25 protein-coding genes are annotated in these 25,749 nt (G+C 70.8%); 15 read left to right on the forward strand and 10 right to left on the reverse strand.

Annotated elements, in window-relative coordinates:
• The 3 genes from AB0C36_RS34645 to AB0C36_RS34655 all read left to right on the forward strand — a co-directional run.
• A partial coding sequence (locus AB0C36_RS34645) for a hypothetical protein (RefSeq protein ID WP_358362225.1) occupies positions 1-276 on the forward strand: 276 nt, incomplete at its 5' end.
• Between the two features lie 183 nt (positions 277-459).
• Positions 460-789, forward strand: coding sequence for a hypothetical protein (locus tag AB0C36_RS34650; protein WP_358362227.1), 330 nt, complete (start codon positions 460-462; stop codon positions 787-789).
• A 117-nt stretch (positions 790-906) separates the two neighbouring features.
• Positions 907-1,188, forward strand: a complete 282-nt coding sequence (locus AB0C36_RS34655; RefSeq protein WP_358362228.1) for a hypothetical protein — start codon at positions 907-909, stop codon at positions 1,186-1,188.
• Between the two features lie 450 nt (positions 1,189-1,638).
• On the opposite strand, the gene AB0C36_RS34660 is transcribed toward AB0C36_RS34655, so the two are convergent.
• Both AB0C36_RS34660 and AB0C36_RS34665 read right to left on the reverse strand, forming a co-directional pair.
• Entirely contained in the window at positions 1,639-3,048 is a 1,410-nt protein-coding gene (locus AB0C36_RS34660; RefSeq protein ID WP_358362230.1) for a hypothetical protein, read from the reverse strand.
• Between the two features lie 687 nt (positions 3,049-3,735).
• A complete protein-coding gene (locus AB0C36_RS34665) occupies positions 3,736-3,888 on the reverse strand; it encodes a hypothetical protein (RefSeq protein WP_358362232.1) in 153 nt (50 codons plus the stop codon).
• Positions 3,889-4,546: 658 nt separating this feature from the next.
• Here AB0C36_RS34665 and AB0C36_RS34670 point away from each other — a divergent pair.
• From AB0C36_RS34670 to AB0C36_RS34680, 3 genes are all read left to right on the forward strand, one after another.
• The gene (locus AB0C36_RS34670) at positions 4,547-4,843 is read left to right on the forward strand and encodes a hypothetical protein (RefSeq protein WP_358362234.1); all 297 of its coding nucleotides are present in this window, start codon (positions 4,547-4,549) and stop codon (positions 4,841-4,843) included.
• A gap of 785 nt (positions 4,844-5,628) precedes the next feature.
• The gene (locus tag AB0C36_RS34675; RefSeq protein WP_358362236.1) at positions 5,629-6,285 is read left to right on the forward strand and encodes an HNH endonuclease family protein; all 657 of its coding nucleotides are present in this window, start codon (positions 5,629-5,631) and stop codon (positions 6,283-6,285) included.
• 522 nt (positions 6,286-6,807) lie between these two features.
• Positions 6,808-7,011, forward strand: coding sequence for a cold-shock protein (locus tag AB0C36_RS34680; RefSeq protein ID WP_358362237.1), 204 nt, complete (start codon positions 6,808-6,810; stop codon positions 7,009-7,011).
• A 107-nt stretch (positions 7,012-7,118) separates the two neighbouring features.
• On the opposite strand, the gene AB0C36_RS34685 is transcribed toward AB0C36_RS34680, so the two are convergent.
• The 3 genes from AB0C36_RS34685 to AB0C36_RS34695 all read right to left on the reverse strand — a co-directional run bounded on the left by AB0C36_RS34685 (position 7,119) and on the right by AB0C36_RS34695 (position 9,133).
• Positions 7,119-7,802 carry a hypothetical protein gene (locus AB0C36_RS34685; protein WP_358362239.1) on the reverse strand — a complete coding sequence of 228 codons (684 nt, stop codon included), beginning with the start codon at positions 7,800-7,802 and terminating at the stop codon, positions 7,119-7,121.
• 14 nt (positions 7,803-7,816) lie between these two features.
• Complete coding sequence (gene ku / locus AB0C36_RS34690; protein ID WP_358362241.1) at positions 7,817-8,755, reverse strand: non-homologous end joining protein Ku; 939 nt, start codon at positions 8,753-8,755, stop codon at positions 7,817-7,819.
• A gap of 114 nt (positions 8,756-8,869) precedes the next feature.
• Positions 8,870-9,133, reverse strand: a complete 264-nt coding sequence (locus AB0C36_RS34695; protein WP_358362242.1) for a hypothetical protein — start codon at positions 9,131-9,133, stop codon at positions 8,870-8,872.
• Between the two features lie 486 nt (positions 9,134-9,619).
• Here AB0C36_RS34695 and AB0C36_RS34700 point away from each other — a divergent pair, with 486 nt between their 5' ends.
• The gene (locus tag AB0C36_RS34700; protein ID WP_358362243.1) at positions 9,620-9,973 is read left to right on the forward strand and encodes a hypothetical protein; all 354 of its coding nucleotides are present in this window, start codon (positions 9,620-9,622) and stop codon (positions 9,971-9,973) included.
• A 60-nt stretch (positions 9,974-10,033) separates the two neighbouring features.
• Complete coding sequence (locus AB0C36_RS34705; RefSeq protein ID WP_358362245.1) at positions 10,034-10,285, forward strand: hypothetical protein; 252 nt, start codon at positions 10,034-10,036, stop codon at positions 10,283-10,285.
• A gap of 44 nt (positions 10,286-10,329) precedes the next feature.
• Here the strand turns inward: AB0C36_RS34705 and AB0C36_RS34710 are convergent, their stop codons facing one another.
• Both AB0C36_RS34710 and AB0C36_RS34715 read right to left on the reverse strand, forming a co-directional pair.
• Positions 10,330-12,363, reverse strand: coding sequence for an AAA family ATPase (locus AB0C36_RS34710; protein WP_358362246.1), 2,034 nt, complete (start codon positions 12,361-12,363; stop codon positions 10,330-10,332).
• Positions 12,364-12,459: 96 nt separating this feature from the next.
• Complete coding sequence (locus AB0C36_RS34715) at positions 12,460-15,171, reverse strand: ATP/GTP-binding protein (protein WP_358362247.1); 2,712 nt, start codon at positions 15,169-15,171, stop codon at positions 12,460-12,462.
• Positions 15,172-15,355: 184 nt separating this feature from the next.
• Between AB0C36_RS34715 and AB0C36_RS34720 the strand changes: the two genes are divergently transcribed.
• On the forward strand, positions 15,356-16,702 hold the full coding sequence (locus AB0C36_RS34720) for a competence protein CoiA family protein (protein WP_358362248.1): 1,347 nt from the start codon (positions 15,356-15,358) through the stop codon (positions 16,700-16,702).
• Between the two features lie 110 nt (positions 16,703-16,812).
• On the forward strand, positions 16,813-17,073 hold the full coding sequence (locus tag AB0C36_RS34725) for a hypothetical protein (RefSeq protein WP_358362249.1): 261 nt from the start codon (positions 16,813-16,815) through the stop codon (positions 17,071-17,073).
• A gap of 252 nt (positions 17,074-17,325) precedes the next feature.
• On the opposite strand, the gene AB0C36_RS34730 is transcribed toward AB0C36_RS34725, so the two are convergent.
• Positions 17,326-17,598: a hypothetical protein gene (locus tag AB0C36_RS34730; protein WP_358362251.1), complete on the reverse strand. Its 273-nt coding sequence runs from the start codon at positions 17,596-17,598 to the stop codon at positions 17,326-17,328.
• A 318-nt stretch (positions 17,599-17,916) separates the two neighbouring features.
• Positions 17,917-19,689: a zeta toxin family protein gene (locus tag AB0C36_RS34735; RefSeq protein ID WP_358362252.1), complete on the reverse strand. Its 1,773-nt coding sequence runs from the start codon at positions 19,687-19,689 to the stop codon at positions 17,917-17,919.
• Positions 19,690-19,837: 148 nt separating this feature from the next.
• Between AB0C36_RS34735 and tap the strand changes: the two genes are divergently transcribed.
• The 3 genes from tap to AB0C36_RS34750 all read left to right on the forward strand — a co-directional run bounded on the left by tap (position 19,838) and on the right by AB0C36_RS34750 (position 23,224).
• Entirely contained in the window at positions 19,838-21,928 is a 2,091-nt protein-coding gene (tap, locus tag AB0C36_RS34740; protein WP_358362254.1) for a telomere-associated protein Tap, read from the forward strand.
• 4 nt (positions 21,929-21,932) lie between these two features.
• Positions 21,933-22,487, forward strand: a complete 555-nt coding sequence (tpg, locus tag AB0C36_RS34745; protein ID WP_358362255.1) for a telomere-protecting terminal protein Tpg — start codon at positions 21,933-21,935, stop codon at positions 22,485-22,487.
• A gap of 173 nt (positions 22,488-22,660) precedes the next feature.
• A complete protein-coding gene (locus AB0C36_RS34750) occupies positions 22,661-23,224 on the forward strand; it encodes a Uma2 family endonuclease (RefSeq protein WP_358362257.1) in 564 nt (187 codons plus the stop codon).
• On the opposite strand, the gene AB0C36_RS34755 is transcribed toward AB0C36_RS34750, so the two are convergent.
• On the reverse strand, positions 23,225-24,067 hold the full coding sequence (locus tag AB0C36_RS34755) for a hypothetical protein (protein WP_358362258.1): 843 nt from the start codon (positions 24,065-24,067) through the stop codon (positions 23,225-23,227).
• Positions 24,068-24,412: 345 nt separating this feature from the next.
• Between AB0C36_RS34755 and AB0C36_RS34760 the strand changes: the two genes are divergently transcribed.
• Positions 24,413-24,643, forward strand: a complete 231-nt coding sequence (locus AB0C36_RS34760) for a hypothetical protein (protein WP_358362259.1) — start codon at positions 24,413-24,415, stop codon at positions 24,641-24,643.
• 298 nt (positions 24,644-24,941) lie between these two features.
• Positions 24,942-25,598 (forward strand): hypothetical protein, encoded by a 657-nt coding sequence (locus AB0C36_RS34765; protein ID WP_358362261.1) that lies wholly within the window; start codon positions 24,942-24,944, stop codon positions 25,596-25,598.
• The last annotated feature ends 151 nt before the right edge of the window (positions 25,599-25,749 follow it).

The raw sequence follows: 25,749 nt of genomic DNA on the forward strand, positions 1-25,749 counted from the left end.
AAGTTGGCGGCACGCGGCGTCCGCGTGTATGCCGACGAGCCCAGGGAGTGGCACCTCACGTGCCGGATGCACGCTGCAGGCGTCCCGCTCAGCTGTTGGAAGTCCGGCAGCGAGCATTTCCTGTACGCCCCGGGGCTGGGCACCACCGCCGACCCGTGGCGGAATCGTGTCGCAATCCACGTCGACGAGTTGGAGGCCGTCGTCAGCCGGAACCCCCACGAACTCGCCACGCTCTTCGAGCGCTTCGCCCAGGACGACGCACGTCAGCAGAGCTGAAGCCGAATCACATGGCAACCACCACGGCCAGCCCTGTACGCGAACTCGTACCTGGATCTGCACATGAACCCGTACGCCGACACCAGGCATGGGAGATGACCCGCGACGTCCTCGACATCGCCTCTCGCGCCCCCTGGGGATGTTCCCAGTGGGACCGCGCAGGGTGCGCCGGAGGAGGCTTTGGTGCTGCTCGCCCGGATGACGGCAGAGCACGCGCTCGCCGACAGCCGCCGGGAGGCGCTGGCGGTGCTGGGCCGCAGTCCCGCCGCGGACGCCGCCCGTGCGGCGGCGCGCCGCGGGCGGCGCGGCCGACGTGGCGCGCCGGTGGCCGCGGGGGAGGCGGAGGCTCGGCGGCGCTGTGCGGAGCGGCTGCTGGTGACGGCGGTCGCGCCGTACGTGCCTCGGCGGGCGGGGCGGACGTGTACGCGTTGGGCGCCGCGCGGGTTCGGGCGGGGATGCGGGCGCGCCTGGGGCGGACCGGGTGAGGTGCGCCGGACCCGCGCGGGCACATGAAGGCGAAGTGCCTTTTCCGGTGGGGAAGTTACTGGAGGGCTCTCGGGGTATTCGGAACTCCCTGGACGGTGTCCTTGGGGCCGATACCCTGGCGGATCACCGTGAAAAGGGGGATCGGTGGGCAAACGTCAGCGCCGCCGCGACCGCCGAAGGTCCGGAGACGGCGCGGCCGCGGGGTACCGCGTCGTGCTGCCGAGCAGCGAGGTGCCGTGGGTGGAGGTGCGTATCGCGGCGGGCGCGACGGCTGCGGAGCGGGATTTGTGCCTGGCCTACTGGAAGTTCACCGAGCCCATGGGGGTGGGCTCGCCACGTGGACGACGCCCGATGGCGGAGCCGCGGTACAGGGACGCCGAGCACAAGAACGACATGCTCGCCTATCACCGCAGGCGTCTGAGCTGACAAGACCCGCTGGCACCCCGCTCCCGCTCGTACCGGCCCTTTCGGGTACACCGAGGGCTCGTGGGGTTTGCGGCATCCCATCGCTCTTGGGTCCGGGCCGAGACCGGGGAAGGGCGGCCGGGCGCTCGCGTCGCGATGCCGAGCGTGAAGGACGCCGAAGACTTCCGTCGGCCCGCAGGTCGGGACGCCGGAATTCGAGTCGGCGGCGCAGGAGCTGAGGCGGCGGTCTACCTCGGGGAGGGTCTTCGGGGGGCGATCGTGCTCGGAGTCCGGGCTTGAAGCCGGTGAACAGGAACGCGTCCTGATCGTTGTCGCGGGGCGCGGACCGGCTCCTGTCCTTTTCCCCGTACCAGGTGAGCGTCTGAGATCGGGTTGCCCGTCCCGCCTCGCGGAACTGTACGAGGCGGGACGGGGCGTCCGGGCAAGCAGAGTGCCGGGGGCCTGGCGTGGTCAGGCGGCGGGAGGCTCGGGTGGGAGGACGCGGTGGAGGTAGTCCTCCAGGGTGTCCCGGGGGAGGGTGCTGTCGAGGGCGAGGGCTTGGCCGATGGTGCGTGCGGTGACCTGGTGGGGGATGTTCATGCGGCGTTCGGCTTCGCCGATGATGTCGCCGATGGCGCCGCGTGCGTGGTGGGGTGCGTGGCGGATGAGCCAGTCGAGCATCTGGGCGACGTGGGGGGCGATGGCGTAGGTGTTCCAGCCCTCGTCGCGGGGCGGCTGGTCCTTGTCCTGGATGGTGCGGCTGATGGCGAGTTCGTCGAGGACGGCGTGCTCGACGGTGGAGGCCAGGGCGTCGAAGGGGATGACGGCGTCGATGTCGGCGGCGACGTTCCAGGCGAGTTCGTCGGCGAGGGCGGCGGCGGCGGTTTGGGTGCGGTGGCGCAGGGCCCACATGCGGCGGCGGGTCGGGTTGTCCCACAGCAGGTTGGTGAACTGGGCGGTGTAGCGGGCGTGGACCTCGGCGGCGCCGGCCGGGAGCGGAGTGTCCGAGGTGTCGTCGGTGACGGCGGCTTCGACACGTTCGGGGGAGCGGTGGCGCTGTTCGGCCCAGTCCTGGGCGACGGGTCGGGACCACAGGCTGCGGCTGCCGGGGGTGGCCTGGGGCGGGGGGACGTCGCCCTCGCCGCGGGAGATGTAGGCGCGCAAGGTGGAGGCGGCGATGCCGCCGATGTCGGCGAGCTGGGCCACGCCGATCATGCGGTTCGCTGCCAGTTCGGGGGCGGTGACGTCGACGTAGCACGCGTCCAGGGGCCGGGCGTCGTCCTGGTCCTGGTGGTGGGCGGCCCACATGGCCAGGTCGTCCGGCCAGGTGGAGGCGCGTTCGGCGTCCGGGTCCAGGTCGATGACGGTGAGGAGGAGGCCGCGTTCGGCGTCGCCCCCGTAGGAGTCGAGGGTGTCCGATGCCGTGACGGTCGTGGCGCCGGTGGCGGGGCGGCGTTCGTGGCGTTCGTTGGCGGTGTTCCACACCTGCGGCGGCCGGTACCAGGTGTCGCCGTCCCACCAGTAGCCGCCGCAGCGTTCCAGGACCGGGCGTTCGCTCCACCAGCCCATGTGGGAGGGAGAGGCGTCCGCGTCGCGGTAGAGCATGACGGAGCGGCCGTGTACGGGGTGGTGGCGGACCACCCAGGCGAAGTCGGGGCGGATCGGGTCGGTGGTGAAAGCCCACCATGCGCCGCCCTGCTCGGTGTCGACGCGGCCCCAGGTGCCAGCCTCCTCCCGGCGGCCGACCGCTTCGACGGCGCGGCCGTCGTGGACGGGGATGTGACTGTCGTCGACGAACGGCAGATAGGGGACGGGGTGGTCGGTGCTGATCCCGTTGGCGACGGGCTGTTGAATGCGCATCAGATCGCTGTGCCCTTCCACACGAGAATGCTGTAGATGACTACAGCATACCCAGGCGAGTCGGGCCGCATGGCAACTTTCCTCAAAATGGAAAGAGTTCGTCAGCGAGGCCCGCGCGGCTCGCGAACGCTGGCGGATCACCGGGAGGAAAATGCCGCGCACCTACAGCGCGGTGTGACGGCGCCTGTCGTCAACCAATGTCCGCAGCCGACCTCTGGAGCTGTCCATGACGGCGTGGGCGGACACCCGCCCTGTTCGTCGGGGAAGCGGTCCCTGGGTGCCGCCGCGTGCCGGGTGGGAATGACCGCTGTCCCGGTCGTGTTGTGGCGTGTGGTCGGTGAGTTCGGTGCCCCCGGGCCTCACCTGCTGCCGCCGAGGAATACCGTCAGGCTGGAGCCTCGGTGAGCCTACCGCCGAGAGGCGGCCCGCTCACCGCCCACCTATGTTGCCTGGCCCGCACACCAACAGGTGTGCGGGCCCGACGCGTTCGCGCGGCCGCCCGCGAGATGTCGCACGGAACGGACGCCGACCCGCGTGATCTCCGAAGAGATTTGTCGGCCGTGCGGCCTGGAGTGGCTGGTCCGTTGTCTCTTGTGTCGGTGGTACGCGTATTCCCCCGCGCTACGCGTACCCCGCCGACTGCGGTAGGGGCGCCGAGCCCGTTGAGCTCGGCGCACGAAGAGATGGATGGACGGAAGCGGTCGAGGCTCAGTCGCGGCGGACCGCGCGGACGAAGACGACGACCGGGGCGGCGGTTGCGAGTACGAGCAGCGCGACGACGGCCGGCCAGGGGACGTCGGCGACAGCGAGGCCCCGCGGCATCCAGATGGAGATGCCCGCTATGCCGAGCACGGTCGCCACGCCGTGGAGTGTGCGGAGCGCCAGAGGCGACTGCTGGGCGGGTACGCGGGCGCTAGCCCGCCACCCGGATAAGGGCGTGTGTCCAAAGACCACCACCGCGTCCCCGGTGGGTTCTTCGTCCGCCGGGGCCGGGGCTTGTCCTGGGCTCCGCTCGCGGCGGAAGCGGACGTATGCCGACGGCCGGTCGGGCCCGTCTTCGTCCGCAACCGACGCCGGAGGGCGTTTGGCCATGTGTCATGACCTTTCTGTGAGCTGGAGACTGCCCCGGTGATCAGAGCAGTGCCGGTGATGCCGTCTTCCCCTGCAGGAACGCGCCGATTGTCGGGCGGCTGTTGCACCCACCCCGCCCGCTGCGCCGCGCCCGTGATGGAGACCCCGGCCCGCCACGGCCACGCGGGTTCCTCCTGGTAACACGGGCGCGCAATCGGCAGGGGAGCAAAGCCAGTTACCGCTTTGCCCCCGCGCGAGTGTACTTGTGGCACACCACACACGCGCCTAGAACACATCAATAAGACACCAGATTGGTGTTTGATAGGTGCTACTAAGGTGCACACATGAGATGCTGGATACGGCGGCTGCCCGATTTGGGCGCTCTCGATGGGATCGCCACGAAACGGGCGGCTGAAGGGCGGCACTACAGGTCAAGGGGAGACTCACGATGGGTGAACAGGCACTGCGGGCGGTAGACCCGCAAACAGCCAAGGAGGAACAGGGCGAGGGGACAGGCACCGTCGTACACGAGGACCCGTCGCCGGCGACGCGGTTCTCGGTGAAGCTGATCCCCGCGGCGCAGAAGGCCATGGCCAAGCTCATGGCACGTACCGGGCTGTCGAAGACGGACGTGACCAACCGTGCGGTCCAGGTGTACGGGTACCTCGAGGACCGCAAGGGGGAGGGGTACGAAATCCTCCTGCGCGACCCCAACGGCGCGGTGGAGCGTCTGCAGATCATGTAGAACCCCGGCGGCCGCATACGGCGCTGCGTGCCGCCTTTGAGGCCAGGTGCAGGTGGGGGACGAAGCCGCACCTGGCGTCACCGCGGCCTGAACCGCGCAACCTCGTACGGCCCCCGTCGGTTCGCACCACACGCGGCGGGGGCCTCGCCGCGCGTACGACCGCCCAGCGGGCAGGCTGCCTGTTGTGTCTGCCGGTATGACCTGGTCGGCGCAGTTGGGGTGCCCCCCAGCGCACAGCGGGCCGTTGTCGGAGTGTGTCGACTCCCGCCAGTGCTCCTGCCGCGCCCCCGTTGCCGTTCTTGTTAACACCCAGACGGGCGGACGTCGCACCGGCGTTGGGGGTGGGAAGTGAGTCGCTGCCGGGTGTGGCTGCGGCCCCGGCCCGGGGGAGTGGGGGCGGGGCCGCAGCGCGGGGAGGCCGCGTGCCCGGTGGGGGGAGGTGGGCACGTGAGTGGAGGACCATGCAGCGTCTTACGCGTCGCCGCACGCCTCCCCGGTTGTCTTCCACCGTAGGCAGACCGCCGCTCAACAGCCGCACCACACGCAGTCAAAAACGATCAACATCAAACGATTCGCGGCGGCGGTCGACCGCTCTGGCGTCCACGGATGGCCCGAGCCGGGTGAGGCGCTGCGTCCGTCTGGGTGAACGGGCCTGTGGTGCCGTGGACTTGGGTAGGGCGGGGCCGGTACGACTACCGGGACCAACCAGACCGTCGGGGTCTGGTCGGCGACCGGCAGGACGGGGCTCGGGGATGTCGAGGACACGTTTCGCGTACGGGTGCGCCATGGCGGCGGCCGCTGCACTGCTCGTAGGGGCCACGGCCGTGCCCGCCGCCGCAACGCCGACCGAACGACACGCGGCGGGGGAGCAGTTCAGCTTCCGGCTGCATGAGGCGGTGCGTGCGCTGCCGCTCGCGCAGGAGAGCCGCGACGGTTACGTGCGCACGAAGTTCAAGCACTGGGTGGACGCGGATAAGGACGGCTGCGACGCCCGGCGCGAGGTCTTGATCGCCGAGGCTGTGGAGCCGGTGGAGGTTGGGGCGCGGTGCGCGCTGACCGGCGGCCGCTGGTGGTCGCGGTACGACGACCGCTTCCTCGACCAGGCGACTCAGCTGGATGTGGACCACATGGTCCCGTTGGCGGAGGCGTGGGACTCTGGGGCGTCCGGGTGGAGCGCTGCGGAGCGTCAGGCGTACGCGAACGACCTGGACGACGAGCGTTTGTTGATCGCGGTGTCGGCGGCGTCGAACCGTTCGAAGGCCGACAAGGACCCGGCGGAGTGGATGCCGCCGTACGCGGAGTACGCGTGCGAGTACACCGGGAACTGGATCGCGATGAAGATCCGCTGGGGCCTGTCGGTGGACCAGGTTGAGTACGACGCGCTTGCCGCGCAGGCCGCCTCCTGCCCGGACGTGGAGATCACCGGCGCCCGCGCACGCTGAACCAGGTGTGCCGGCGGCGTGCCGGGAGTCCGGGAGTGGGGAATGACGGGCGTCCCGGTCGTGTTGTGGCGTGTGGTCGGTGAGTTCGGTGCCCCCGGGCCTCACCTGTTGCCGCCGAGGAATACCGTCTGGCTGGAGCCTCGGTGAGCCTTCCGCCGAGAGGCGGCCCGCTCACCGTCCACCTTCGTTGTCGGGCCCGCACGCCAACAGGTGTGCGGGCCCGACGCGTTCACGCGGCCGCCCGGGAGATGTCGAACGGGACGGTGCTGCTCTTCCGCCAACGTGTTGGGCGCGGCACACTCTGCTGTCCCGGGCCGTGCATCCACGGCCTGAGAGGTGCGGCCCGGCGTGGCCAGGGACGGCGGCCGGGCCGCACCGCCGGGCTACCGCGCCTTGTTGACCGCTGCGTTCGCGGGTGGTTGCGGGGTGAGCGGACTGGGCAGGCCCTTGATCGCCGGGTCGTGGGAGGCCCCGCGGGCGCCCCTGCTGGGGCGCCGTGGCGTGAGTGGAGGGGACCGGTCGATGGCGACGGGCACTGTGAAGTGGTTCAACGCGGAGAAGGGCTTCGGCTTCATCAGCCAGGACGGCGGCGGAGCCGACGTGTTCGTGCACTACTCGGCGATCAACGCCACCGGCTACCGCGAACTGCAGGAGAACCAGCGGGTGTCCTTCGACATCACCCAGGGCCAGAAGGGCCCGCAGGCCGACAACGTCACCGCCGCCTGAGCCTCCCCGCAGCCTGGGGGAGGGGCGGGGCGCTGGTTCCTGCCGCGTGGGGAGACGCGGCAGGAACCGGCCCGGTACACAGCCCGGCCGACGGGGAGCCTGGTGGCTCAGGCCGGGGCGACGAGCAGCGCGATGCCCGGTGACCGCAGGGTCCGGCCACCCGGCTTAGTGGCAGTGTGCGCGAAGGCGACGAAGTTCCCGGCGGACCAGGCGATGGTTCCGGCGGGTGCGGGGATGTCCGCGGCGGGGGTGAAGGTGGCGGCGGTGCCGTGCCAGGTGGTGGTGCGGAGCGCGCCGCCGGGTCCGAAGCCGGTCCAGGCGACGTCGATATCGGTGCCGGCCGGGAACGGGCCGGGAAGGTACAGGCGCGCGTGCCTCACGCGGCCGGGGTCGATGTCCTCGTCCAGGACGACGTGGTGCCCGTCCGCGTAGAGCAACCGGCCGGGGACGGCGTCCGGTTCTTCGGTGACCACCAGGGTCCTGGTCGGGAGCGACCATTCGGACCGGAACCCGTCGGCTTGCTCCACGTGGTACGCGGTGATCAAGTGGCCGTCACCGGAGAGGGCGACGACCTGCGGCGGCACCCATAGGTCGACTGGCCCGACGCCGTGACGCTCGAGGATGTCCGGGCCGACGACGCGGTCGATGATGTGGGTGCCCCACGCCAGATGCACGGTGTCGCCGGCGCTCATGCCGGGCCAGCCTGGTACCCGCACGGTGACCCCGCGCTCGGCGCGGGTCTGGTCGACCCAGTCGACCCCGGGTAGTGGTCCGAGCAGCACATCGTCCATGGCGGTCGTGGTGGTCAGCTCGCCCGGCGGCCGCCGCCGCGGGAGGTGGCCGTCTTCTTGGCTGCGGTGGATTTCGTGGCGGTGGTCTTCTTGGGGGAGGCCTCCGTAGTCGTCTTCGCCGTCTTCGTGGCAGTGCTCTTCTTGCCGCCGGCGCCCTTGGGCGCGGTGCCTTCCTCGCGTTGGCGGGTGGCGTCGGCGACGCTCGCTCGGAGCGCGGCCATCAGGTCCATTGCCGGAGCCGCTTCGCGTTCTGGTTCGCCCTCGGGTGGCTGTTCGCCTTCGAGGCGGGCGGTGACGAGTTGGTCGACGGCGCGCTGGTACTCGTCCTCCATCGCGTCCAGGTCGACCGGGCCCAACGCGTCGATGAGGGCGTCGGCGGCGTCCAGCTCGGCGTCGGTGACCGTCACCCGGTCCGACGGCGCGATCCTGGTGGGGGAGTTGACTTCGTCGGGCCAGTGGATCTGCTGCATCACCAGCACGTCCTCGTGGACGCGCACCAGGACCAGCTGCTCGCGGCCGCGCATCGCGACTTTCGCCACCGCGGCTTTTCCGGAGCGGCGCAGCGCCTCTCGCATCAGGACGTACGGTTTGACGCCGGACTTGTCCGGCGTCAGGTAGTAGGGCTTGCCCCAGCGGACCAGAGCGACGTCCTGAACCGGAATGAAGCCGCTGACTTCCACGGTGTGGGCCGTCGGCAGCGGCAGGTCCTCGAGCTCCTGGTCGCGGATTACGGCGACGCGGCCGTCCGGCGCGGTGTACCCGCGCACGATCTCGTCCTGGGCCAACTCCTGGCCGTCCAGCTCGCACACCTTGCGGTACCGCACCCGGCCCTGATCCGTCCGGTGCATCTGGTGGAACTTCACCGCGTGCTCGCTGCCGATCGCCGAGACCACCTTGCACGGGATGCTCACCAGCCCGAAGCTGATCGCCCCACTCCAGATCGGTCGGGCCACAGGTGCTCCCAGGGGTCAGACGGCCCCGAGCCCCTCCATGATCCCACCTGGATGATCACGACGCGGGGCGCGTGGTGAACGCCGCTGCGGCGGGCCCGGCCCGGCGGGGTCCGGCTACAACAGCGCGACCAGGGCGACGACGAGCGCGACCACGGCGAGGGCGAGCAAAGCGCCGATGGTCTCGACGGCGACGTCCCGGGCGAACCGCGGGAGCCAGGGCCAGCGATGCGTCGGCGCCGGGGTGGCGCGAGCGGGGGCGGCGGCCTCGCCGGCAGCGTCCGGACTCTCGGACTGCGAGGGCGGATCGTGGCGTATTTCGCCGTGGGGCGTCAATCCGGTTTCCTGGTCAGGATCCGCGTCGTCGGTAGTACCGTGCATGCCGGACTCTCCCTTGATTTCAGCGAACAGGGCGGGGTCTACGGCGGGCCGCCCGGAACTTTGGCGAGAGACGGGCGGCCTGCCCTGGTCGGCGCCAACACCACGCTGCGTAGATGACCCGCCACGCTGCATTGGTCGCCGTGCGGGATTCAACCACGCACAACCACCCCCGAGAGCCAACCTCGCGAAAGCTCGGGAACCGTGCAGGTCACAGCCTTGATCATCGGCTGACCGGCGCAGGTTCCGGTCGTCGATTTCGGCCAGTCGCCGCTGGGCAATCTGCAAGGTGGCACACCGGGAGTGGAGATCTTCGCCAAGGAAGGTGGACAGAAGCGAGCCTGCCACCGCGCGGCCTCCAGTCCCATACCAAGGGCGTGGATGGCATTCACGCCCGGCGCGGCCGCAGGCCGAACGGACGGTCGTCGCGGACCCGTAGTGTGGTCCCGCACCCTCGGGGAGGCCCGGGTGTGGAGGGAGTTCGTGTCGATGACCGCGCAGCCGCACGGTTCGGAGCCGATCATTCCCCGACCGGAGCGCACCGTCGGGGCGCTGCGTGTCGCCTTGGCGCAGGTCGCGCCGTACCGCATCGCCGAGTTCGAGGCGCAGAAGGACCAGGCGTTCGACCAGGCCGCCGAGCAAGGCAGCGTCTCGCCCGTGCAGATGTTCCTATTGGCCTGGTTGCGAGACATCGAGATCGAACGCCACCCCGCGACCGCCACGCGGTACCGCAACGCCGTGCACGCCGCCCAGGTCCTCGACCGGGACGATCCTGATTGGAGGCCGGCGATGGACGAGGTCTCCCGCATCCTCGGCGAGGCGATGCAGGCCGTCCGTGACTGACATCCCCGACACCACACGCTCCCTCGCCCATGCCGTGACGCGAAACCGGGGCCGGGGCCGGTGAGCTGGGGCTGGGAGTACCACCCGGACGAGGAGACGCGTGTCGGCGGCATGCCGCCGGTGTTCGTCGCGCTCGTCGAAGAGAAGGCCGCCGAGCTGGTGCGCGCCGCGGAAGCGAAGTATCTGGACGGCACCCTCTACGAGGGGTTCTCCGAGCCGGGCACGGTGTTCGTCGGCGGCGGCATGTTCGACTACCTGATCATCCAGCGCCACGAACGCGTGTACATCATGCAGGTCACACCCCCGCTCTGAACGGCGGCGCGCTGACAGGCGCGCCATGGCGCGCGAGGCGCTCGTTAGGCGAGTCCCTTGTTGACGGCGACGAACAGCGCCTGCCAAGCCTGTTGCTCGTCGGCGGTCAGGTCGCCCCATCCGTGGGTGGCGAGCCATTGCAGGAACGCCTTGGCCAGCTTGTACTTGGAAAAGCCGGTGATCTCGGCGGTGAAGATGTCGACGATCCTGCGGCCGGGCTGGGCTGCGGCGGTGGCGGTGACGTTCCAGCCGAGCGCGTCGACGGCGACCTGGACGAGGGTGTCGCGCAGCAGATCTTCGACTTCGGGGCCGGAGACCTGACCGCCGCCGAAGTCTTTGGTCCGCAGAATTTGGTTCTTCTTGAGCAGTCGCACCAGGTCGTCCTGGGTCGCGGCCTTCTCGCCGGCCGCGTCCGAGTCGAGCAGCGCGGCGACCTTGAGGCGTTGGCTGTGCAGCAGGGTGCAGTAATAGACGACCTTGCTGGCGCTCTGTGCCGGGACGATCGCGATGTTCTCGCGCAGGGTGGACTCGCCAGCCTCGCGCATGGCGGCCGCGACGCCTTCGAGGAACCACATGTCGGTCAGTCCCTCGCAGACCAGGTTGCGGGTCTGGCTGAACATGCTCTGGGCGAGGTCGTATCCGAGGGCAGCCTGCAAGGGGAACACCGAGCGCGGGTCGTCGGAGACCAGCCGGGTGTGGACCTTGGTCCCGGTGGTCCGGTCGGTCATCTCCACGATCCGCACCCGGTGCAGTTCTTCGGGGCCGACCATGAACGGCGAGTGGGTGGTGTAGAGGATCTGGTTGTCCTCGGCGAGGACGTCGACGGTGCGGCGGAACTCTCGCTGTTTGAGCGGGTGCAGGTGCAGGCCGGGTTCGTCCAGCAGCAGGATCGCGTTGTTCAACTGGTTCTTGGCCTGGGCGCGGAAGACGGTGAAGAAGCTGACGAGCCAGCGGAAGCCCTCGCTGCGCTGGTCCAGCTCGACTTCGACACCCAAGTCGTCGACCACCACGACCTTGAGGTACTGGCCGTCCACGACCAGGCGCAGCTGCAGGTTCTCGTCGCCCCACACGTCGCGGATCTGCTTGGTGAGCGCGACGCCGGCCGCGTTGAGCTGGTACTGCCGGTCGTCGCGTTGGTTTTGCCAGGTGCGTTCCTGCTCCCGGTAGGCGGCCATGGCGTTCTGGTCCGCCTGATTGGGAGGCAACGTCGGCGCGGGCTGGCTGTCCATCTGCGCGAGCTCCTGGGCCGTGAACCCGAGCAGGTCCAGCAGGCACAGGTTCCCGAAGTCGTACCCCTCGTCGATCTCCCCGCTGGCCTGCCGCTGCGCCAGGTTCGCCAAGTGGATCCGGGGGCGCACGGTGAAGTACTGGGAGTAGTAGACGAATACGGGGACGCGAGGGATCAGGACCGCGCCCGCCTTCGACCAGGTCTGGCCGTGGCGTACTGCGGCGCGGATCCGGTCGAACTGTGCTTCGGCCTTCTCGTCGTCCTCGTCCATCACCACCAAGGCCCGCTCCAACCAGCCATCGAGATCAGTGGCGAGCTTCCCGGCCAAGGCCCTCGCGGGGGTCACCCCCTTGAGCAGCGCCTCGATCTCGGCGACAAGCGCAGCACCTTCCTCGCGGCCGTTCAGGTGCGTCTTCAGACGCGCAACGTCCTTCTCGATGTCCTTGAACAATCGGTTCCGCAGGACCCCGTAGAGCATCCAGGTGCGGCTGTTGTCGAGGTAGCGGGTCAGTTGGAACGTCTTTGCCCCGGCGAAGAAGCCAGGGTCGATCTCGGCGAGGGCGGCCAGGTCGCCGGCGTCCAGGGTGAACCTGGCCTCGGCGACCACGACATCGCCTGGATCCTGGCCTTCGCGGACCAGGTCGTTGTAACGCCCGCGCGGGTAGTCCCGCAGCGTCTCAACGAGGTCCTTCTCGTCCTTGGGCGGGTTCACCGTCTGCAGGGCACGCAGCACGGCGGTCTTGCCCGCCTCGTTCGGGCCGACCAGGATCGTCTTGTCCGACTCCACCTCGAACTCGGTCGAGTCGATCACCGACCGGTAATTCGTCACCGTCGCCTTGATGAGCCTCATCGCGCACCCCCTGTGATCACCCGGGAAACGGTACGCCGGATTCCGGGTGACGCCGGGGATTTTCGCCGAGGCGCACTACTTCGGACGCCGGGCGCGTCAGGGGCCGACGTGACGGGCTCGGCGGTTGTTCGTCAAGCCGCGCCAGCGTTGCCGGGTGGCGTTCTCGCCGTCGATCCAGCGGGCCCTGGCGGAAGGGCCGGCGGGGTCGGTGGGGCAGTCGGCCATGAAGCAGGCGAGGTCGACGTAGTACGCCTGGTCGCCGCCCGTGGTGCACTGCCTCAGGCGTTCGATGGCTGCGTCGACCTGTTCGTGGTCGTTGCGGACGGCGTGGTGGAACGCGAGGGCGAGTTCGAGGTCGGGCAGTTGTGTGGCGCTGAGCCCGGCGACGTCGATCTCGGTGCGGAGGATTTCGGCGCGGTCGGTGACGTCGTCGCCTCGAGTTCCGGCGTCGCGGATCAGGGCGGCGATGCGGGTGGTCATGGTGGTGGCGCGCAGGTCGAGTCCAGCCAGGAGCTGGGCGGCGAGGTCCAGTTCGTGATCGGCGGCCGCGGGGTCGGTGAACGCGAGGGCGAAGGCGCGGTGGGCCTGGTGGATGGCGCGTTCGCCCGCGACGCTGTGACGTTCGGCTTCGTCGCGTCCGGCCGCGTACGCAGCGGCCGCGGCGGCGACGTCGCCGTGGGGCCACAGGACGTCGCCTTCGACGCGGTGGTGGCGGCCTTCCCAGCCGAGGGTGCGCGCCATGTCGAGGGCGGTGGGGAAGTCACCGGCGCGGCGGGCGAGGTGGGCCAGGCCGCGGCGGGCGTCGGGGGCGAGCGGGCCGCCGCCGTCGGCGACCTGCCGCATGCCGGCGGCGGATTCGGAGGTGCGTCCGAGGTCGCGCTGGGCTTTGGCGAGGTAGTAGACGGCCATCTCGGTCAGGTCGGGTGGCAGCAGATGTGCGGTGGTGACGGCGGTGAGGCGTTCGGCGGTGCGCTCGCGGTGTTCGTGCTGGCGGCGGGCGAGCGCGCTGAGGAGTTCCACCAAGGCGTCGGCGGGTGTCACCAGGTCCTCTCCGGTCTGCTCGGTGGCTGCGGAGGCGCCCGTAGGCGGTGGGGCGAGGGGTTCCCAGACCAGGTCGGCGACGTACCGCCAGGCGGCAATGGCGAGCCAGTCCAGGTCGAGGCGGTGGTCGCGGGCCAGGCGCAGCCCTTGGCGTAGGCAGCCGACCAGCAGCCGCCGGTCGTGCGGGGCGCCGGCGGCGTGCTGGGCGCCGAGTTCGGTGAACGCCCGGAGCGCCGCGGCGTGCCAGTCGGTGGGGGACCAGCGGTCGTCGGTGTGGTCGTCCGCGGAGCGGATGGTGGAGCGGATCAGGCCGTGCAGGTGGTAGGGCCAGATCCCGAACGGGTCTTCGCGGACGAACGGCCGCTCGACCAGGCGCAGCGCGGCGGCCTGGTGGATCAGACCCGCGGCGCGGGAGGCGAGGTCGAGGTCGAACGCGTCCAGCAGGCTGACGGCGCGCAGGACGTGCCGCTCAGGCTCGGTCAGGTCCGACAGGGTGCGGGCGACCAAGGCGGGGAAGTCCGCGTCGAAGTGGTCCGGTTCGGGTTCGCGTCCGGAGCGGCGGATCTCCAGGAACCTCATCACCGCCAGGTCGAGGTAGAGCGGAAGACCGTGGGAGCGGCCGGCGATGACCGTGCGCAGCTGCTCGCCGATGAGGGGTCGGCCGTCGACGGTCAGGCGGCGGACCAGGTAGCCGTCGCAGTCTTCGGAGGAGAAGTCCCCGACCAGCACCTGGCGGCCGGTGCCGGTGTACGCGGGCCCGCGCACGGGGGAGGCCCCGGGGTCGGCCAGGCCGGGCCAGCAGCCGGGGCCGGCGTAGTCGAGCTGCCCGGCCAGGCCGGGGTCGGCCCAGTCCAGGCGGGAGCGGCCGGAGACGACGAAGGCGGCGTTGGGCATCAGCCACACCACGCGCTGCAGGAGCCGTTCGAAGTCGCGGCGGGTGCGGTCGCCGACGTCCTCGAAGGTGTCGAGCAGCACGACCGGCAGCACCCGCTTCTCCTGCGGCAGGCGTTCCAGCTCCCAGGCCAGCAGGTGCGGGTAGAAGCTGAGCGCGTCCAGGTCGGGCTCGGCGTCCAGCAGGTCCGCCAGCCGCGTACAGTCCGCGAGCGCGCGGACGGCCTGGCGCCGTTCGCGCAGCGCCCGCACCAGCGACCCGGCGGCGCCGACCGCGGCGCCGACGCCGGGCAGCGGCAACAGCGCCTGGGCGACTTCGGCGGCTGCGCTCTCCATCTGCCGGGGCAGCGCCTCCCCGAACCGTCCGAGGCCCCCGCGGCGCAGGTACTCCTCTAGCGGCTCGCCGGGGTGGTTGTGCTCCCAGTAGCGGCGCAGCGCGAGATCGAACGCTGGGAACGGGGTGCCGAGTTCGGCCAGTGCAAGGCGGATCGCCAGGACGACGCGTTCGAAGTCGGCACCGGCGGACCGGGCGAGGTCGATTCGCACCGGCAGGACCCGGCGTCCTGCCGGCCAGATGGGCGCGCCCCACTGCTCGGGCCGCCGCTCCCCGGCGAGGGTGGCCTCGATCGCCCGGGACAGCGTCGTCTTGCCGATGCCGCCCACGCCGTGGAACACCACGACGTTGTCCCGCGGGCCTTCGAAGTCGCCGACGTCGAACCCGGGGGCGGCGAGTACGCGTATCCGCTCGGTGAGCAGGTCCGCGACCACGGTCCACTGCAACTGCCTGTTGACGAACGCCGATTCGGCGGTGATTCCTCCGTCGTTTGTGCTGAACAGCGCCCGCAGATCCCGTCCGCCCGCCCCTGCCACCGTCATCCCCCCGATACGACCAACGTCCCCTTCAACCTACGTCGTTGCGTGCTGTGCCTGACAGGTCGGACGGCGCAGCCAGGCAACACGTTGTTGCGCCCGATCCGGTGGGCGACCGCAGGGGTAGGGAACTGTTGGGGTGGTGACGCAGGGGGCCGGGGGCGCCCGACCATCCCGTGGGGGAGTAGCGATGGTCTTCGTCGGCATGCACGGCCAGTGGGGCCGGATCGACACCACCCAGCCGGACCTGGGGTGCGGCCAGGACCGCGAGAGCATCTACAAGCCGAAGTCACCCGTACCGCTGACCTGTTACGACTGCGGCTGGCGCCTTCACCTGGTGCACCGGACCCACGGCCGGTACGACCTGTGGTTCCTGCGGCACGCCCCGCACGCACCCGACTGTGCGGCGAAAGCGGCCGGCGAAGGGCTGCAGCACCACCTCCTCAAGCTCGACCTGGCCCACCACGCCCGCGCCGCGGGGTGGACCGCCGAGTTCGAAGTCGCCGCCCCCGACGGGTCCTGGCGCGCGGACGTGCTGGCCACTTCCCCGGACGGCGAGCGCCGCGTCGCCCTCGAAGCCCAGATGTCCGCCATCACCGTGACCGACATCGAAGCGCGCACCGGCCGCTACCGAGCGGCGGGCATCGAGGTGTGCTGGTTCACCGACCGCAAGACCGTGCCGTGGCTCGACTACGTGCCCTCGGTCCAGATAGCCCGGGTCGACGACGGCCCGGTCCAGGTCACCGCCGGCCCGGCCCGGTTCGTCCCCGAGTGGTGTGAGGACCGGGAGGACTGCGGCCTGTGCGCGTGCGCGGGCTGCGGGCCGGGCGTCGACGGGCCGTTGCCCTGCGGCGGACACGGCACCTGGGCGATGGCGGGCCCCTTGCCTTTGGAACGGTTTGTCGCCGCGATCTGCGCAGACACCACCCGGCCCTACCGCCTGCGGACCCAGGGTTGGGACGAGCACGGCCGATGGCGGTGGATCACCCGCGCCTACTTCGCGCTGGAAGACGAACAGGTCCGGGCCGAATCCCGGCGCCAGGAGGTGATCACTCGAAGGCTCGAACCCGAACGGCGTCAGGAGGCCCAGCACGCGGCGGGCGAGGACAACGACACCGCGGCCCAGGCCCACCACGCGGCGATTCTGGCTCTGCTCCAGCGCCAGCGGGCGCTCATGAAGCCGGTGTTCGAGTTCGTCCGCCACGAGACCGGGGCGTTGCCGAAGGTCGCCGACGAGGGCAGTCCCGACTTCGCCATGGGCGTTCCTGTCTACGTCCGCGGTGCCCCGTACGCGGTCATCTGCCCCGTCGCCGGCCGCGTGACCCGGCTCCGCGAACAGCTCGCCAAGGTCGTCTTCTTCGCGGCGACCGACCGCGAACGCTGGCGCATCGCCGCCCAGGCCGTCCCCGGTCAGCGCATCGAGGTCATCCAGGTCGACCACGCCCCGTCCGCGCCGGAAACGCCACAGCGGCGGGGTGACAGTGAATTCACCGTCAAGCAGGCGGTGAACCGGATGTTGGGGCTGGACCGGATGTAGCAGACGCCGCGAGACCGACCTGCCGGGAGTGGTGCGGTGTCGGTGATGATGGCGCCACGGCCGGACTCCCGGCTCGTACGGCCACCCCAGGCACCGGCAAGGAGCACAGCATGGACGACGACCCCGGCAAGACCTCGATGACCCCCGTCGGTCATGCGGACGCCTTGGTGCGGCAGTTTCTGGAGTCGTGCGTCGACCGGGTCACCGTCGCGCGCGCCGCCGATCCGGTCGACGAGGCCCTGGTGGGTCGGCTCCTCGAGTTGAACGCGACCGCACAACGCGACCGCCGCACGCTGCCGGACGCCGACGAGGAGGAGACAGCCCGTATCGCCGCCCGCTATCAGGCGCTCCTGGACGAATTCGAGAAGTAGCCGACACCCGCGGTCTCTTCGAGGAACGGAACACCCCCCCGAGCAGAACACGGACGTTCGCCCTGCTATTGCCATGGCGGGACGCATCCCCGAGTTGGTCTCGCGCCGCAACCGGTATTCATCGGTCGGGCAGGTGTCCTTGTGGCGGTGCCGGGCGGCCGTCCGCGCCCTCTGCAATCCGTGTCCGCCCTGGCGGCCGCGCGGATCCGGCAGGCTCGCCGGTCGTGCCGCGGCCGCCGAGGCGGACGGCAATCATCCGACCGGCCACCCCCCGACCATCACCCCGAGGACGGTGAGGACGAACACCACAGCTCCGGCGAAGACGGCGCCGGACTGGATGATGACGTCGGACCACCGCACCCGCTGGTGCCGCCGCAAAGCGGCGAAGACGGCGGTGACAAGGACGGCGAAGAGGAACACGCCCAAGGCGATCGCGGTGATCTCGGCACCGGTGGCGCCGGATGCGATCGCCGAAGAGGCCCCCCCACGCACCGATGTGCGTGGAAGGGCGATAGCGTCAGCCATAGCGGCTCGCTCCATACCCGAGTAGTCGCAGATGTAGGAGACCGCTCGGCACTTCGTTTCCCGCGACGCCGGGCGGTCCCCGCAAACGCTACTCGCGCCAGGCGACCAACCCTGTCGTTCCCCGCCCGTTTACCCCGCTCGGGGCACTGGATACCCACCCGACGCGGTAACCGGATCGAGTGAAAGCACGCCGGGCGATGTAGCTGGATCGGACGAAAAGCGGCGTTTCCCGGCGTGACCCCCTCTGCGAGTCTGCTAATCGTGCGCGACGCCGGCACACGCACACGATCTCGAACCTGAGCGCCTCGGCTCTGCCGGTCAGGCGGTGGCACGACGGGCGGGCAGCGCTGCCGCGCTGTGCACACGAGCCACGGCGGCAGGCCGCCATCGTGCCGGCAGCAGCGGGCGCGCCAACCGGGCGATGTCGTGCAGATCGGTCCGATACTGCGGCATCGCCGCGAACAGCCACCGCTGCGCCGCGGCGTACCGACCGGCTTCCTCGTCGGTGTAGGGGCGGTGGTGTTCCGCGAGCAGCACCGCCGCCGCACGGGCAGGGCGGCCCCAACGCCCTGACAGGCTTCGGGCGTTGCGGTAGACGGCGGTGTGGTCGCGGCGCATCACGGTGACGGCGTCGACCAGGTGCTCGGCTTCGGCGGCCGCCACCAGCTCGGGCAGCACGGCCAGGGCCGCGGCGTGGTCGGCCGGGTCGAGGTAAGCGGCGGGGCCGGTGCGGGACAGCAGCGCGTACCGTGCAGCGGCGTGCTGGCGGCTGTCGGTCGGCCGCACCCCCAGTACCAGCAGCTCGACCCGGTACCCGGCCGCGCGGTCGGCGGCCACGTTCGCCCGGAACGCGCCGACGCTGTCGGGGACAAGTTCGACGACCATGTCGCCGCGGTGCTCCCGCACCCGGGCCTCCGCCATCCGCTGCCAGGCCTGGCTGTCGGCCCGCACCCGGACGTGTGCACGGCGCGGGTCCTCCTGCATCAGGCGCCGGGTGTCCGGGTGCGAGGCGGCGAAGGCCCCGGTGTCGAGGCCGATCGGGTCGCGGTGCCGCAGCGCGCGACGCACCAGCTGCCCGGCGTCGAAATGGCCTGCGCCGTCCTGGCCGACCACATAGGTGACCAGGGGATCGTGGTGGGGGGTGATGTCGTCCAGCCAGCCGGGGACGACGAGGTTGTCCCAGATCCACCGGAACTCGTCGGCGGACAGCCGGTGGTAGTCGACCCCGGGCGCGCTCAGGATCGGCTGCGCGATGCGGCGCACCGGCTCGGCGAGCGCCGCCGCGCGTTCGACGTCCCGCTGCACCGCCAGCCGCCGGTCTCCGGAAACCTCGCGGTGCACCCGCCGGTCCGCATCCGCCAAAGCGCGCCGAAACAGGGCGGTCTCCCGGGCCGACCACGGGCGCCGGTGCTCGGCCTCGACCGCGACCACCGCGCCTGGTTCCTCGGTCCACGACCCTGCGGTGTTCAGGTGGTTCGCGTACAGCACGGCGCCGTCACGCCGTACGACCGTGATCCGGTCGACCAGACACTCGGCTTCGACCGCAGCGAGGGTCACCAGCATCGCGGCGACGCAGCCGTCGTGGTTCTCCCACGACACCCACCGGCCGCCGCCGTCCTCGGTATCGGTGTTCAGGTAGCGGTCCACGATGCCCAGCGCGCTCGCCGCCGGCGGCGTCGCGACCACGACCAGGTCGACCCGCTGGCGCACCGCGCGGTACGCGGCAGACGCGGCCCGAACCTCCGCGACGTCGGCCAGCGCCGTCTCCACCACCGCGTCCAGCCGATGCGCGCGAACGTGGTCCTCGACCGCGGCCTGCCAGCGGCGCACGTCCAGGCGGACCCCGGCTCCGGCGAGTCGCACATCAGCCGCCAGGAGCGCCGCGTAGTGCGGGTGCTCGGACTTGTACAGGTCGCTGCACACCCGCACGACCGGCCCCCGCACCTCGAGCACGGCCTGGAGCAGATCGCCGGTGACCGTCTTGCCCGCACCGGGCTGGCCTGCGACCAACACGGCCACCGGCTGCGGATGCGCGGACGCCGCAGTCGTCCACGTCGGCAGGATGCGCGTCGCCAGGATGTGCCGGTTCAAGTTGGTAGGTAACGCAGCGCCCGCTTGTGGCCCCGGGCCGGTGTCTTCCCCGTCAGACAACATGGGGAAATTCAAGCGGTAATCCATGAGTAATTTCAAGCGGCAATCTAAGAGGTAATCCGTGATAGGGTCTGGGCGGAGGTGAAGCATGCCAACTGAGGACGAGCTCTTCGCGGCCGTGGACGCCCTGCTGGCTGGCGGCCCGGAACTGCCGCCCCCGGGCGAACGCGCCCGCCTGCGTGAAGCCGCCGGCGTAACCCAGGCACGGCTGGCTGAGGCCCTGCAGTCCACGCTCAAGACCGTGCGGAACTGGGAGACGGGCGCATCAGAGCCCCGGCCCCCGCGCCGCGAGGCGTACCTGCGCCTACTGGACGGCTGGGCGGAGCGCTACCCCGCCCCGGAACCCGCGCCGGAGATCCCGCCGACGTTCGCGGCCGCCCCGCCAGTTCCCGCGGCACCCGCCGAGGACACCGCGTCCGCCGCCACGACGTCGCGCCGCCCAGCCCGCAAGACCGCCCCCGCGCCCACCACCACGGCGGCCGCGGGCGGCAAGTACCCGCACGGCCCGCTTCTCGTGCTGGACGGGGACGGCACCGCGTACGGCGTCGGCGGCATCATGCTCGACTGCCCGGCGACCACGGTGCCGGAGCTGGTGGAGTGGACGCTGTCCGAGGCCGGGATCGGCGCCGAGCGGCTGCACCACCACGGCCGGGACTCGGATCCGCTGGTCGTGCTGACGGAGTCGGCCGCGGTCCGGCTCGGTCTCCCGGCCCGCCTGGAAGGTGCCGAAGCCCGCCGGGGTCTGCGTCTGCCCGACGACCACCCGGTGGTCAAGCAGGTCGCCAAAGCGCGGTGGCAGTTGACCAAGCGCGGGTTCGGGCCGTGGGCGCGGATCTACCGCCCGGCCAAGGGCAGCCAGCGCACCTGCGTGCAGCTGGCGATCCTGTCGTGGGACGCCCTGGACTCCCGCGCCTGGTCCGACGCCGGCGACCTGCCCGCGCCCGAAGTCGCCCGCATCCTCGGCGTCTACGCCGAACGCGTGCTCACCCCGCGCGGGTCGACCGCGGTGTGCGGGCTGGAGCTGATGACCGCGCTGCGCCCGCCCACCCGCGCGGCCCGGGACGAGACCGGCGTCAAGGAATGGGTGCAGACGACCAACAAGGGCGCGCTCACCGCTGCGGTCGACCCGGCCCCGCCGGAGGCGCCGACCGAGCACCCCGTCGCGCAGGGCTGGGACCGCGGGTTCTTGGACGAGGAGGCGTACCAGTGGGTGCGCCCCGTGGAACTCCTCCAGGACGCCGAGTGTCTGCTGCCCTGGGCGGTCGGCCTGGACATCAACACGGCGTTCCTTGCGGCCGCGTCGCGGATGAACGTCGGCCTGGGCGCGCCGGCCCACCTGGTGGCGCCGGCCTTCGACAAGAAGGTGCCGGGCTCGTGGCTGGTCGACCTGTCCGGCGTCGAGATCGACCCGCGCCTCCCGTCGCCGTTCACCCCGACCGGCAAGCGACCCGAGGGCCCGGCCTGGTACGCCACCCCCACGGTCGCCTACGCCGAGGAACTGGGCGCGCGTGTGCGGCCGTTGGAGGCGTTCGTCCGTCCCGAGACAGGCGCGTACCTAGACCCGTGGCACGACCGGCTCAAGACGGCGTACCTGGCGACCATGGCCGACCTCGGCGTCCCGATTCCCAAGGACGGCAAGGACGTCGTCGACGAACGCGACTTCCTCGCCGCGATGGAGCACCACAAGGCCGTCGACCCGGGCATGGCCGCGGTGCTGTCCGCGATCAAGGCGACCGTGAAGGGCGGCATCGGCAAGCTGAGGGAGCGGCCGCAGGGCCGGCACTACCGCGAGGGCGAGCGCTGGGGCGCGCTGGAGCGCCCGACGTGGCGGCCGGACATCCGCGCGGCGATCATCTCCAAGGCCCGGGTGAACATGCACCGGAAGATGGCCAAGACCGCCGAGGCCACCGGCCGTTATCCGCTCGCGGTGCTGTCTGACTGCGTTGTCTACGCCAGCCCCGAGCCCACCCCGCTGGGCTTCCTGCCGCTCACCGACGCCGACCACAAGCTGGGCGCCGGTCACGTGCTGCCCGGCAGCTTCCGGCTGGGTGCGACACCGGGCCTGGCCAAGGTGGAGGGCGTCCAGGAGCTGCTGACGGTCATCGACCAGATGGAGCAGGGGCTGAACCCTGCCAGGCACATCAAGGGCGGCGACGCCGTCCTGGACGAGGGGGAGTAGCCCGATGGGGGAGATCGACGAGGCCCTGGACCGTGCGGGGTACGAGCAGGTCACCAAGGACCCGCCCAAGACCCCGGCGGCGCGGTTCCGGCTGCTCATGAAGGCGGAGCGCGGCTCCACGCGGGCCGTGGCGGCACGCCTGGGCGTCTCGCAGCGCACGGTGGAGCGCTACCTCGCCGGGACCCGCAAGCACCCCCGCAAGCCCCTCCTGGACGCCCTGGAGCGGGAGGTCCGCAAGTCCTGGCAACCCCGGGTCCGCAAGCGCGCCCGCCGCCAAGCCGCAGCGGGCGGGATCACGGTGGAGCTGCGCGGCCGGTTCGGCTACTCCTCGGCGGCCGGGTCCACCGACGACCCCCGGATGCGGCGTCTGACCCAGCATCTCCCTGGCGAATACGCTGCGCGACTGCTCGAAGCGCAGGACGCGGGAGCCACCGACCGTGAACTTCGCGCGATCGTCGCGGAAGGACTTCAAGTGGTGTATTTCAAGGACGGCGGAAACCGCGCCAATGGCCTGGAAGTCGAATTGCTGGACATCGACTTCTTCGACGCCTCTTTCTGAAGGCAGAACGCCGCATCGGACCGGCCGTCAACCTGGGCACGGAAATCGCTGACGGCCGGAAATCCCGGCGAATATCCGGAAGAATCGAAGGCACACGGCGCGCCGCGGTCAGCGGACACGGCCCCGCTCCAGGGGTGACACTGGCCAAGCGCACCGGAGGAGGTGAAGGGACCGTGAGTGTTACCGCTGCCGAGCACCACGGGCCGTGGACGCTGGACGACGTCCTGGCCCTGCCCGAAGACCCGCGCAACCGCTACGAGCTGGTGGGCGGTGCGCTGCTCATGAGCCCCAGCCCCGGCGTCCCGCACCAGCGCGCCAGCCACCGCCTGCACGTCCTCCTGGCGGCCGCCGTCGAAAAGGCCGGCGCCCCGTACGAGGTCCTGGAGGCCGTCAACGTCGTCGTCCCCGACGGGCTGTTCATCCCGGACCTGGTCGTCGCCGACGCGGACGCCGCGGCCGCCGCCGACACGACGCTGCGCGCCGACGACGTCGTCCTGGTCGTGGAGATCGCCTCCCCGTCGACTCGCGTCTCCGACCGGAAGATGAAGCCCGCGCTGTACGCCGCGGCCGGCATCCCGCACTACTGGCGCCTCGAGCTCGAACCCGCCCCGCGGCTGTACCTCGGCACCCTGGACCGCGGCACCTACACCGACCGTCTCGTCCAGGCCTGCCAGACCACCGCGCTCACCGAGCCGTTCCCCTTCGATGTCGACCCCGCCCGGATCGCTCGGCGCTGATCATGACATCGTCGCCCCGTGATCGGCGGGGTCGTCTCGGACGATCTGGGGCAGGGATTCGGGGGGACTCGCGCTGGCGAGGCGCCTGACGATTTCCAGTAGGAGCGTGTACGGCACGGGTTCCTCCTCACCGAGTCCGTAGAGCTCGGTGAATAGCTCACCGGCGTCGGGGATGCGGCGGCCAAGGGTCCACACCTTCCCCATCGCGTCGCGTAGCTCCACAGCCATTACGGACTCGCGTCGGACGGTCTTCTTGAGCTCAGCGATTTCCTGGCGTGCCGCTTCCAACTGCTGTAGGGCCTCGGCGTGATCCCGCCGGAACCGGCTGGCGGTCCTGGCCGCGTGCATGACCAACCGACGCGGAGCCGGGTCGGTAGCGGCGACTCCGTACTCCTCGTGGATTGCCTCCAGCACAGAGCCGAGGTCAGCGCGTGTTGAATGCTCGACGAGACTGGCGGCGAGTTCCGCCACGGTGGCCGTCTCATACGAAGGAGCGTCGTCAGGAGCCGTGTCGGCGGGCGGTGGAGCATCGGCGGCAAGGCGCCACAGAGTGTGGAAGTCCAGCACGGTGGCGCGGACGTCCGGTTGACGGATCGACAGCTGGGCGAGCTGACGCACGCACGCCTCCAGACGAATCCAGGAAGGCACCCCGCGGCCGTGAAGCAAGGCGGCAATGGTTTCGTGGCTGACCATCGCGCCCAGGTCGTTGTTGTCGCAGATGAGTTTGGCCAGCTTGCGCGTGCCGGGGCGGCCTGCCTCGGTGTAGAGCTGGTGAAACGACATGACCAGGTCCCGCCGTGGGCCTGGCGGCAGTTGCTCCTGGCTCGGCATCGAGATCGCCATGTCGCTCCTTTGCTCACGGTGCCTAGTTTTGCCAAGTGTCGTGTGCTCAGCGTAAGGCACTGCTGGGGGCGCGGAGCGGGCTTCGCCTAGAAACGAACGAGTTCGAGCCGCCTACTGACGGCTTGCGCCTAACCCGCGACATGCAGTCCCGCCGGGGCTTCACGCTGGTTGATACGCCCTGGCGTTCGGTCTGGGGCGTACGAAAGCCCCACCGTGTCCTGTGGTCTGTGGCGCAGAGGACGGAACACGGCGGGGCCCGAGCCCGAAAGGGGCCTCAATGCACAGTAGCGTTGCGGCAGCAGGAAACCCGGGGGCACCCGGATGACGACCATCAGGCTGCTCACCATGCTGACGCTGATCGCTATCGCAGCGTCGATCGGACTTGCCTACGCGGCCATTCGACGCCACCAGGGCACACGCTGGTCCGAGGCCTTCGTCGACGGCGTGAAGGGCTTCGCAGCAACAGTCGGATTCGGGGTCTTTGTCGTCGCTTTCATCTGGATGGCGGACACCACGACGGCCAGCACGGCCTCAAGCCCTTCCTCGTGCGCGGCAGCAGCAAGCCCGCCACACTGACCAACCTCGGTAGGCGTACTGCGGGGCAGCCAACCTGCCCCGCAGTACGCCGTTCGATTAGCTCCCCGGTTCCAGTCCCCAACGGGCGTTCCAAGACCGGCACCGACATCGACCGCCTCGTCCAGGCCGGGCAGACCACTCCGCCACGGAGCCGTTCCCGTTCGATATCGACCCGGGCGCGCCTTGTCCGCCGCTAGGGCACGCAGCGCGACACAGAATGTCGGGGTCGGCGGCTAGCGTAGTCCGATTCGGCTGTGCAACCTGCGCAACCAGGTCCGCAGAAGGACATCGAACGCCCATGACGAACATCCTTCGGGCCGCGTGGGTCCCGGACGACGACCCGCATCGGGACTGGGAGATCGCCGCTCAGCTCGCCGTCGACTGGATCCGCGAGGAATGCGCCGACCAACGCGCCAACGGCGTCCTGGTCCTGAACGCCTTCGGCGCGGAGCAGTCGGTCCCCGCACTGCGCCGGTTCACCGCCCAGCACGCAGCCACGACCCCGCGGGCTGGCCGGAACCGCGCCGACAGCGGCCTCGGCCCTGTACTTGCCTACGTCCCCACCGAGCGCACCCTCGACTTCGCCGCAGGCCTGGCCCGCGGCTCGTCGCTCGCGGTCGTGGAGGGGAGCAGCTCCCCCCTGGAGGGCAGGGCCCGCGAACTCGGCGCCGTCGACCTGACCCGCCCCGACGAAACGCCGACGCCGATCGAGTCCGCGCTGACGGCCGCGATCGGGCGACTGCACTTCTACTCGAACAACAGCTTCAGCGTCCAGTTCGGCAAGCAACGAGCCCAGCGCATCCTCGAGGACCTGCGCGGCGAAGACCTCCTCGACCGCGAGCTCATCCTCGGAGCCCTCGTCGCCCGAGGCGTATCCGACCGCGGTGTCCGCAACCTCGACAAACTCATCGAGTCGGTTGTCTCAGGAGACTCGTCGCGGACTCACGTCTCCTGACGAGGCTGGTCGATGCGGCGTTCCCCACCCCGGGTCGCCGTCTGCCGGGGATGGTCAACACCACCGTGGTGGGTTGGACCAAAGCCGGTCCGGCGGTCCTATGCATCCCGCTCGGGTCGGTTAGTGCCAGGTCCCCCTGCGGCTGCTTTAG

The sequence above is a fragment of the Streptodolium elevatio genome (assembly GCF_040649515.1).
GTDB classification, from domain to species: Bacteria; Actinomycetota; Actinomycetes; order Streptomycetales; family Streptomycetaceae; genus Yinghuangia; species Yinghuangia elevatio.